The organism is Rhabdochromatium marinum (assembly GCF_016583795.1).
Taxonomy (GTDB): Bacteria; Pseudomonadota; Gammaproteobacteria; order Chromatiales; family Chromatiaceae; genus Rhabdochromatium; species Rhabdochromatium marinum.
In genome coordinates this window covers 105,001-107,500 of record NZ_NRRS01000002.1, presented here as the reverse complement: position 1 = coordinate 107,500, position 2,500 = coordinate 105,001, and the positions used below count along the sequence as shown (strand labels likewise).

Genomic DNA, 2,500 nt, shown 5'->3' with positions numbered 1-2,500 from the left:
TTCGGATGAGCTGTGGGTTGGAGTGAAAGGCTAATCAAGCCCGGAGATAGCTGGTTCTCCCCGAAAGCTATTTAGGTAGCGCCTCGTGTCTCACTGCTGGGGGTAGAGCACTGTTTCGGCTAGGGGGCCATCCCGGCTTACCAAACCGATGCAAACTCCGAATACCGGCAAGTGCAATCACGGGAGACAGACGGCGGGTGCTAACGTCCGTCGTCGAGAGGGAAACAACCCAGACCGCCAGCTAAGGTCCCAAAATCATGGCTCAGTGGGAAACGATGTGGGAAGGCCCAGACAGCCAGGAGGTTGGCTTAGAAGCAGCCATCCTTTAAAGAAAGCGTAATAGCTCACTGGTCGAGTCGGCCTGCGCGGAAGATGTAACGGGGCTTAAGCCATGTACCGAAGCTGCGGATGCGAGTTTTGCTCGCATGGTAGGGGAGCGTTCCGTAAGCCATTGAAGGTGTGTTGTAAAGCATGCTGGAGGTATCGGAAGTGCGAATGCTGACATGAGTAACGATAAAGGGGGTGAAAGGCCCCCTCGCCGAAAGCCCAAGGTTTCCTGCGCAACGTTCATCGGCGCAGGGTGAGTCGGCCCCTAAGGCGAGGCCGAAAGGCGTAGTCGATGGGAAGCCGGTTAATAGTCCGGCACCAACTATTACTGCGATGGGGGGACGAAGAAGGCTAGGTCATCCGGGTGATGGTTATCCCGGTTCAAGCGAGTAGGCAGACTCTTTAGGCAAATCCGGAGAGTCAATGCCGAGACGTGATGACGAGTGTCTACGGACGCGAAGTGATTGATGCCCCGCTTCCAGGAAAAGCCTCTAAGCTTCAGGTAATAGTTGACCGTACCCGAAACCGACACAGGTGGGCAGGGTGAGAATCCCAAGGCGCTTGAGAGAACTCTGGTGAAGGAACTAGGCAAAATGGTACCGTAACTTCGGGAGAAGGTACGCCCCTGGTACGTGAAGTGGCTTGCCCATGGAGCGGACGGGGGTTGCAGTGACCAGGCCGCTGCGACTGTTTACTAAAAACACAGCACTCTGCAAACGCGCAAGCGGACGTATAGGGTGTGACGCCTGCCCGGTGCCGGAAGGTTAATTGATGGCGTTATCCTCGGAGAAGCGCTTGATCGAAGCCCCGGTAAACGGCGGCCGTAACTATAACGGTCCTAAGGTAGCGAAATTCCTTGTCGGGTAAGTTCCGACCTGCACGAATGGCGTAACGATGGCGGCACTGTCTCCACCAGAGACTCAGTGAAATTGAATTCTCGGTCAAGATGCCGAGTACCCGCGGCTAGACGGAAAGACCCCGTGAACCTTTACTACAGCTTTGCACGGGACTTTGAATCGACTTGTGTAGGATAGGTGGGAGGCTTTGAAGCCGGGACGCCAGTTCTGGTAGAGCCATCCTTGAAATACCACCCTGGTCGATTTGGAGTTCTAACCTCGGTCCGTGATCCGGATCAGGGACAGTGCATGGTGGGTAGTTTGACTGGGGCGGTCTCCTCCCAAAGCGTAACGGAGGAGCACGAAGGTACCCTCAGCGCGGTCGGAAATCGCGCATTGAGTGCAAAGGCATAAGGGTGCTTGACTGCGAGACAGACACGTCGAGCAGGTAGGAAACTAGGTCTTAGTGATCCGGTGGTTCTGAATGGAAGGGCCATCGCTCAACGGATAAAAGGTACTCCGGGGATAACAGGCTGATACCGCCCAAGAGTTCATATCGACGGCGGTGTTTGGCACCTCGATGTCGGCTCATCACATCCTGGGGCTGAAGTCGGTCCCAAGGGTATGGCTGTTCGCCATTTAAAGTGGTACGCGAGCTGGGTTTAGAACGTCGTGAGACAGTTCGGTCCCTATCTGCCGTGGGCGTTGGAGACTTGCGGGAAGCTGCTCCTAGTACGAGAGGACCGGAGTGGACGACCCTCTGGTGTTCCGGTTGTCACGCCAGTGGCACAGCCGGGTAGCTATGGTCGGACGGGATAACCGCTGAAAGCATCTAAGCGGGAAGCCCCTCCCAAGATCAGGTCTCCCTGGACGCTTGACGTCCCTCAAGGTCCGTTGAAGACTACAACGTTGATAGGCGGGGTGTGGAAGCGCAGTAATGTGTGAAGCTAACCCGTACTAATGGACCGTGCGGCTTGACCATATAACACCCAAAGGCTTTCGAGTCAGCGGGTTATGAGACGCCGACGTTTGCGAAGCGATCCCTCACCGAATGCCCGATGGGTCAATGTTCAAACCATTGAGTCATCAACCCTTTTTTCCTGGCGGCCACAGAGCACTGGAACCACCTGATCCCATCCCGAACTCAGAAGTGAAACGGTGTATCGCCGATGATAGTGTGGGGCCTCCCCATGCGAAAGTAGGTCACCGCCAGGGTCTTATTCAAACGTAAGTATGGCTTGACAGCGATAAAAACGCAGGTATAATAGCCGGCTTACTGAAGCCAAAGCCCTGTAAACAAAGTCACGCTTTGGTTTGTCTGAACAGTAGATCTTTAA

The 2,500-nt window shown here is 55.0% G+C and carries 2 rRNA genes (1 of these 2 cut by a window edge); both read left to right on the top strand.

Going from position 1 to position 2,500, the window contains the following annotated elements:
- Positions 1-2,145, top strand: a 23S ribosomal RNA gene (locus CKO36_RS01290) (it extends 743 nt beyond the left edge of the window).
- Positions 2,146-2,262: 117 nt separating this feature from the next.
- A 5S ribosomal RNA gene (gene rrf / locus CKO36_RS01285) occupies positions 2,263-2,378 on the top strand.
- The last annotated feature ends 122 nt before the right edge of the window (positions 2,379-2,500 follow it).